Genomic DNA, 6,631 nt, shown 5'->3' with positions numbered 1-6,631 from the left:
GAGACCTTTCAACTCCCAAAATCCGGCTTTCTTCAGATTCCACCTCACGATGGACACCCTTGCCTTTGGCTAGCCCTTCCCGCTACCGGGCGGACTCGGGACTTTCACCCTATAGAACGTGCGCTCACCGGGCGCACATACAAAGCGAAAATCCTGCCGACTATCGTCGACAGGATTTTCGCTTTGGTGGGGGAAGGTGGATTCGAACCACCGAAAGCACTGCTAACAGATTTACAGTCTGCCCCCTTTGGCCACTCGGGAATTCCCCCAAATATGAACTTGTCCGTTTGAAAACACTGTGGAGCCGGTAGACGGATTCGAACCCCCGACCTGCTGATTACAAATCAGCTGCTCTACCGGCTGAGCTATACCGGCGTCTCAAACAAGCATGGTTATTATAGCGAGTTCGCGCCGTTTTGTCAACCACTTTTTTGAGATATTTCGATTTATTTTTCTGTCTGGCCGCCGCAGGTCCTCCCGGCGCTTGCGTTTTGGCCCGATCCATGCTATGATACCCCCGATCTGAAACCGTGCAAGGAGTTGGTCTGTCATGCTGCCGCAGGGCTTCCCGGAACGAATGCTGCACCTGCTCGGCGAAGCGGAATTCGCCGAATTTCTCGCCTCCTATGAGCGCCCGCGGAGCGCCGGGCTGCGTCTGAATCCGCGCAAGCCCCTGCCGGATGGCGCTTCTCTCCCGTTCTGCGAGGCGCAGGTCCCGTGGGAGCCGAACGGCTATTACGTCTGCGAGGGCAGCCGCCCCGGCCTGCACCCATGGCACGACGCAGGCGCATACTATCTGCAGGAGCCGAGCGCCATGGCCCCGGCGCGCCTGCTGGACGCGCAGCCCGGTGAGCGGGTGCTCGACCTCTGCGCCGCACCCGGCGGCAAGACAACGCAGCTGGCCGCCGCCATGCAGGGCCGTGGCCTGCTCGTTTGCAATGAGATCCATCCGCGCCGCGCGCAGGTGCTCGCCTCAAACATCGAGCGGCTCGGCATTCCGAACGCCCTTGTGCTCAGCGAGCATCCGGCAAAGCTGGCCCAGCGCTTCCCCGGCTATTTTGACCGCATCCTTGTCGACGCTCCCTGCTCCGGCGAGGGCATGTTCCGGAAGGAGGAGGCCGCCGTGACGGACTGGAGCGAGGCGACCGTGGCCATGTGCGCCGCGCGGCAGCAGGAGATTCTCGCCTCCGCAGCCGAAATGCTGGCCCCCGGCGGGCGGCTCGTCTATTCCACCTGCACGTTCTCGCCCGAGGAAAATGAGGGCGTCATCTCCGCCTTTCTGCACGCGCATCCGGCGTTTTCCGTCGAGCCGGTCGAGGCTCCGTGGTTCTCTCCGGCGCGGCCGGACTGGATCAGCGATCCCGCGCCCGGTCTGGAGCATGCCTTCCGCCTCTGGCCGCATTGCCTGCGCGGTGAGGGCCACTTTGCCGCGGTCCTGCGCAGTCATGCGGACGGCGCACGGCAGGATGTTCCCACGGAACGCCCCGCTCAGCTCCCGGCAGCCGCCGCAGACTTCCTGCGCAGCTGCACACAGCCCATGCCGGACGGTGTGCCCGTCTGCTTCGGCTCCGTGTGCTATCTGGCCCCGGCGGAGACGCCCGCTCTTTCCGGCCTGCGCGTGCTGCGCGCCGGTCTGGAGCTTGGTGAACTGCGCCGTGACCGCTTCTCCCCCGCCCACGCGCTGGCGCTCTGGCTGCACACCTACCCGCAGACGGCGGATTTCCCGGCCGACGGCCCGGAGATTGCCGCCTATCTGCGCGGCGAGACGCTGCACGGCACGCAGCGCGGCTGGACGCTGCTGACGGCCGGCGGGCTTTCACTCGGCTGGGTGCGCGGCGCGGACGGCATTCTAAAGAATCAGTATCCAAAGGGCCTGCGCCGTCTGCGTTAACGGCTTCATTGGCGTTTTCTCCGCCCAATTTCCGGTTTTCTCTTTACAGAATGTTCAAACTATGCTATACTAGACCGTCGAAAGAACTTTCCAACTGAATGACTGAACGTCTCGGTGGGAAGGATTGTCGGCTGCCTGAAATTGGCGCTGTTGTTTTGCGACATATTGCATATACTCCGATCGTGAGAGGGTATGACATGAATAAATACATTATCCAGGGCGGCCATCCGCTGTCCGGCGTCGTGACCGTCAGCGGCGCAAAAAACGCTGCCGTGGCGATCCTTCCGGCCGCGCTGCTCGTGAACGGCACCTGCCGCATCGAAAATGTGCCGGATATCTCCGATGTCCGGCTCCTGCTGGAGATTCTGGACAGCATGGGCGCAAAGATCCGTCGCCTGAGTCCGAACACGCTGGAGCTCTGCTGCACGAATGTGCGCGATTCCGAGGCCTCCGACGCACTGGTGCGCCGCATCCGCGCCTCCTACTATTTCATCGGCGCGCAGCTCGGCCGCTTCGGCCATGCCCGCGTGGCGCTGCCCGGCGGCTGCAACTTCGGCGCGCGCCCCATCGACCAGCACATCAAGGGCTTCGAGGCCATCGGTGCCACCGTTGACCTCAAGGACGGCTTCGTTTGCGCCGCCGCTCCGGCTGACGGCCTGACGGGCGGCCGTGTCAATCTCGACGTCGTCTCCGTCGGCGCGACCATGAACATCATGATCGGCGCGGTTCTGGCGAACGGCACGACCGTTATCGAAAATGCCGCAAAGGAACCGCACATCGTCGATCTGGCGAACTTCCTGAACGCCATGGGCGCGAAGGTCTCCGGCGCGGGTACCGACGTCATCAAAATTCGCGGCGTCCGCAGCCTGCACGGCGGCAACTACTCCATCATTCCGGACCAAATCGAGACGGGCACCTATATGGCGGCCGTCGCGGCCACGGGCGGCGACGTGCTCATCCAGAACGTCATCCCCAAACATATGGACTGCATCTCCGCCAAACTGCGTGAGATGGGCGTGAAGATTGCCGAATACGACGACGCCATCCGCGTGCAGCGCACGGGCGTCATGCGCCGGGCCAATGTCAAGACGATGCCGTATCCCGGCTTCCCGACGGACATGCAGCCGCAGATCGCCGTGTGCATGTCTCTGGCCTCCGGCGTGAGCGTCATTACGGAGAGCATCTATGACACGCGCTTCGGCTATTGCGCCGAGCTCAACCGCATGGGCGCGTCCATCAAGGTCGACACGAAGGTCGCCATCATCACGGGCGTGGAAAAGCTGCACGGCTGCACCGTGCGCGCCTGCGACCTGCGCGCGGGCGCTGCCATGGTCATCGCCGGACTTGCCGCCGACCGCACGACAACGATCGAGGACATTGAATACATTGAGCGCGGCTACGAAAACCTCATTGGCAAGCTCACCGCGATCGGCGCGGAGATCCGCCGTGTCAGCGTTCCGGATGGAACGGCCGTCCCCGCAGCAGTCTGAAGCGTATTCCAGCGTATTTTCTGCTCCGCCGCGGCATTTCCCGCGGCGGAGCATTTTTATGATTTGAAAAGGACCTTTTCGCTATACCTATGGATAAATTCGTATTTCTTCTCGAGCTCATCGGCACGGTGGCCTTTGCGGCCTCCGGCTCGCTGACCGCCATACGCCGGCATATGGATCTGCTCGGCGTCATCGTGCTCGGCGTCATCACCTCCGTCGGCGGCGGCATCCTGCGCGACGTCATTCTCGGCATCACGCCTCCCCTCGCCTTCCGCGACCCGACGTGCACGCTCGTGGCCGTCGGCGTGTCGCTTCTGCTGTGCATCCCGTGGATCCGCCACAGCCTCATGCACAACCACCGCCTGTTCGACGTTTCCCTGCTGCTCATGGACTCCGTCGGCCTCGGCGTATTCACCGTCATGGGCATCTGGAACGCCATGGACTTCTCGCCGGACCGCAGCACCTATCTTCTCGTGTTCGTCGGCCTGCTGACCGGCGTCGGCGGCGGCGTCATGCGCGATGTGCTGGCCGGGAACACGCCCTATATTCTCGTCAAGCACGTCTACGCCTGCGCCTCGCTGGCGGGTGCGGTGCTGTGCGCCGTGCTGTGGCGGCTCGTGCCGCAGTATGTGGCCATGCTGGCCGGTATGACGACCGTCCTGCTCATCCGCCTGCTTTCGGCGCATTTCCGCTGGAACCTGCCGCGCGTGGAGGATGAAACACTCTGAAAGGCTTTCCGGAGCGGCAGAAGCGCCGCTCCGGCAATTTTTGTCCAAAAAACGGGGGAAAAATCCGGGATTTCCCGAAAAAAAGGATTGACCCCCGACGTTTCGTATGATAGAATAACTCTACCTGTGAAAAAGGGCTTTTTTGTTATGCCCTTTTTGCCTGCGGACGGCGCCCGCGTAGTTTCGGCGTCCCCTAAATTTTTCTAGCCGCAGGTCATGCAGGGAGGCAAAATTTTAAGGAGGTGCCGAACAATGCGAGTCAAGATCACGCTCAGATGCAACGAATGCAAGCAAAGAAACTACAACACGATGAAAAACAAGAAGAACGACCCCGACCGTCTTGAAATGAAGAAGTATTGCAGGTTCTGCAGAAAGCACACGGTTCATACCGAGACGAAGTAAGGGAAAGGGTGAAAGCAATGGCAGAAGTCAACAAGAAGCCGAATATCTTTGTCCGCATGGGCACAGGCCTTTCCCGCTGGTTCCGCGAAATGAAGAGCGAGCTGAAGAAGGTCGTCTGGCCCTCCGGCAAGCAGCTGGTGAACAACACCGTCGTCGTTCTCGTCGCCGTTCTGATCGTCGGTATCATCGTCTGCCTGTTCGATCTCGGCGCAGGCGAGCTGATCGGCCTGCTGCGCAAGCTGTTCTAAGTCAGGACAAGCGGTATGGCAGAAACAGCAAAATGGTATGTTGTGCATACCTATTCCGGTTATGAAAATACCGTTATGGCGACCATTGAAAAAACGGTCGAGACCCGTCAGCTGCAGGACATCATCCAGCAGGTCTCCATCCCCATGGAAACCGTGACCGAGGTCACGGAAAAGGGTCCGAAGACCTATGACCGCAAGGTCTTCCCCGGCTATGTGCTGGTGAAGATGGTCATGACGGATGACGCCTGGTATATCATCAAGAACGTCCGCGGCGTCACCGGGTTTGTCACATCCGGCAGCACCAAGCCCACCCCCCTGACGGAGGATGAGGTCATTCAGCTCGGCGTCGAAAAGCGCGAGATCGTCGTTGGCTACAAGGTCGGCGACACGGTCCGCATCATGGACGGCCCGCTGACGAGCTTCAGCGGCATCGTCGAGGAGCTGGACGTCGAAAAGAACCGGGTGCGCGTCACCGTTTCCATGTTCGGCCGCGAAACGCCGGTCGATCTGGAGCTCGATCAGGTGGAGCTCTCCACCGACTGATCCGGGCAAAACGTGGGAGGGGTTCTCCCCCGCCAGAAATACGCGTCAGCGTATTACCACATTCTATTTGGAGGTGCTTATCATGGCACAGAAAGTTACTGGTTATATCAAACTTCAGATTCCGGCCGCCAAGGCGACCGCTTCGCCCCCTGTCGGCCCGGCTCTCGGCCAGCATGGCGTTAATATCGCACAGTTTATCCGCGAGTTCAACGACCGCACCAAGGATCAGGCCGGTTTTAAGATCCCCGTCGTGATCACGGTCTATGCGGACCGCAGCTTCTCCTTCGTCACCAAGACGCCCCCGACCCCGACCCTCATTCTGAAGGCCATCGGTCAGGAAAAGGGCTCCGGCGTTCCCAACAAGAACAAGGTCGGAACCATCACCAAGGCGCAGGTGCGCGAGATCGCAGAGCGCAAAATGCCCGACCTCACCGCCGCCACCATCGAGGCCGCGATGAGCCAGGTTGCAGGCACCTGCCGCAGCATGGGCATCGTCGTTGTCGACTGATCGCTGAGTCTGCCGAGGTCGCCTGACCTCATCTATGTGGGAGGATTATTCCGCATCACCACTTTAAGGAGGATATAACATTGTTTAGAGGTAAGAAATATAAGGACAGCGCGAAGCAGATCGACCGCTCCGTGCAGTATGAAGTCTCCGACGCCCTTGCGCTCGTCGTGAAGACCGCCCCCGCCAAGTTCGACGAGACCGTCGAGATCCACATCAAGCTCGGTGTCGATTCCCGCCACGCTGACCAGCAGGTCCGCGGCGCCATCGTCCTGCCCAACGGCACCGGCAAGACCCGCAAGGTCCTTGTCTTTGCGAAGGACGCCAAGGTCGACGAGGCCAAGGCAGCCGGCGCTGACTATGTCGGCGGCATGGAGCTCGTGGAGAAGATCACGAAGGAAAACTGGTTCGACTTCGACGTCGTCGTCGCTTCCCCGGATATGATGGGTATCGTCGGCCGTCTTGGTAAGGTCCTCGGCCCGAAGGGCCTCATGCCCTCCCCGAAGGCCGGCACCGTCACCCCGAACGTCGCCGCTGCCGTCAAGGAGATCAAAGCCGGTAAGATCGAGTATCGTCTCGACAAGACCAACATCATCCACTGCCCGATCGGCAAGGTCTCCTTCGGCGCTGAGAAGCTGACCGAGAACCTGAACACGCTGCTTGGCGCCGTCGTCAAGGCGAAGCCGGCCGCAGCAAAGGGCCAGTATATCCGCTCCTGCGTCGTCGCCTCCACCATGGGCCCCGGCGTGAAGGTCAATACTGCCAAGTTCTAATGCATTTGATCATGGAGCAGCAAAGCGTTTGTCTGCTCCATGAATTTCCCC

Annotated in this window: 8 protein-coding genes and 2 tRNA genes; 8 read left to right on the top strand and 2 right to left on the bottom strand. The window is 60.9% G+C overall.

The window, feature by feature from the left end:
- Positions 1-184: 184 nt before the first annotated feature.
- Both ACMKFF_RS07305 and ACMKFF_RS07300 read right to left on the bottom strand, forming a co-directional pair.
- Positions 185-269, bottom strand: a tRNA-Tyr gene (locus ACMKFF_RS07305).
- Between the two features lie 30 nt (positions 270-299).
- Positions 300-375: transfer RNA gene (locus ACMKFF_RS07300), tRNA-Thr, on the bottom strand.
- A 175-nt stretch (positions 376-550) separates the two neighbouring features.
- Between ACMKFF_RS07300 and ACMKFF_RS07295 the strand changes: the two genes are divergently transcribed.
- The 8 genes from ACMKFF_RS07295 to rplA all read left to right on the top strand — a co-directional run bounded on the left by ACMKFF_RS07295 (position 551) and on the right by rplA (position 6,580).
- Entirely contained in the window at positions 551-1,891 is a 1,341-nt protein-coding gene (locus ACMKFF_RS07295; RefSeq protein WP_419496525.1) for an RsmB/NOP family class I SAM-dependent RNA methyltransferase, read from the top strand.
- Between the two features lie 197 nt (positions 1,892-2,088).
- Positions 2,089-3,381 carry a UDP-N-acetylglucosamine 1-carboxyvinyltransferase gene (locus ACMKFF_RS07290; protein ID WP_419496524.1) on the top strand — a complete coding sequence of 431 codons (1,293 nt, stop codon included), beginning with the start codon at positions 2,089-2,091 and terminating at the stop codon, positions 3,379-3,381.
- 89 nt (positions 3,382-3,470) lie between these two features.
- Positions 3,471-4,109: a trimeric intracellular cation channel family protein gene (locus ACMKFF_RS07285; protein ID WP_419496523.1), complete on the top strand. Its 639-nt coding sequence runs from the start codon at positions 3,471-3,473 to the stop codon at positions 4,107-4,109.
- A gap of 252 nt (positions 4,110-4,361) precedes the next feature.
- Complete coding sequence (gene rpmG / locus ACMKFF_RS07280) at positions 4,362-4,511, top strand: 50S ribosomal protein L33 (RefSeq protein ID WP_349136040.1); 150 nt, start codon at positions 4,362-4,364, stop codon at positions 4,509-4,511.
- Between the two features lie 17 nt (positions 4,512-4,528).
- Positions 4,529-4,759 carry a preprotein translocase subunit SecE gene (gene secE / locus ACMKFF_RS07275; RefSeq protein ID WP_349136041.1) on the top strand — a complete coding sequence of 77 codons (231 nt, stop codon included), beginning with the start codon at positions 4,529-4,531 and terminating at the stop codon, positions 4,757-4,759.
- A gap of 15 nt (positions 4,760-4,774) precedes the next feature.
- Positions 4,775-5,302, top strand: coding sequence for a transcription termination/antitermination protein NusG (nusG, locus tag ACMKFF_RS07270; protein ID WP_367927154.1), 528 nt, complete (start codon positions 4,775-4,777; stop codon positions 5,300-5,302).
- 82 nt (positions 5,303-5,384) lie between these two features.
- Positions 5,385-5,810 (top strand): 50S ribosomal protein L11, encoded by a 426-nt coding sequence (gene rplK, locus ACMKFF_RS07265; protein WP_349136043.1) that lies wholly within the window; start codon positions 5,385-5,387, stop codon positions 5,808-5,810.
- A gap of 80 nt (positions 5,811-5,890) precedes the next feature.
- Positions 5,891-6,580 carry a 50S ribosomal protein L1 gene (rplA, locus tag ACMKFF_RS07260; RefSeq protein ID WP_349136044.1) on the top strand — a complete coding sequence of 230 codons (690 nt, stop codon included), beginning with the start codon at positions 5,891-5,893 and terminating at the stop codon, positions 6,578-6,580.
- Positions 6,581-6,631 lie beyond the last annotated feature (51 nt).

The sequence above is a fragment of the Faecousia sp. genome, assembly GCF_048519415.1.
GTDB lineage: Bacteria > Bacillota > Clostridia > Oscillospirales > Oscillospiraceae > JAZOXB01.
This window is presented reverse-complemented; position numbering and strand designations above follow the sequence as displayed.

Excerpts from the sequence above, each read along its gene's own strand:
- ACMKFF_RS07295 (WP_419496525.1), top strand. The coding sequence starts at position 551 with ATGCTGCCGCAGGGCTTCCCGGAACGAATGCTGCACCTGCTCGGCGAA.
- ACMKFF_RS07290 (WP_419496524.1), top strand. The coding sequence starts at position 2,089 with ATGAATAAATACATTATCCAGGGCGGCCATCCGCTGTCCGGCGTCGTG.
- ACMKFF_RS07285 (WP_419496523.1), top strand. The coding sequence starts at position 3,471 with ATGGATAAATTCGTATTTCTTCTCGAGCTCATCGGCACGGTGGCCTTT.
- rpmG (WP_349136040.1), top strand. The coding sequence starts at position 4,362 with ATGCGAGTCAAGATCACGCTCAGATGCAACGAATGCAAGCAAAGAAAC.
- secE (WP_349136041.1), top strand. The coding sequence starts at position 4,529 with ATGGCAGAAGTCAACAAGAAGCCGAATATCTTTGTCCGCATGGGCACA.
- nusG (WP_367927154.1), top strand. The coding sequence starts at position 4,775 with ATGGCAGAAACAGCAAAATGGTATGTTGTGCATACCTATTCCGGTTAT.
- rplK (WP_349136043.1), top strand. The coding sequence starts at position 5,385 with ATGGCACAGAAAGTTACTGGTTATATCAAACTTCAGATTCCGGCCGCC.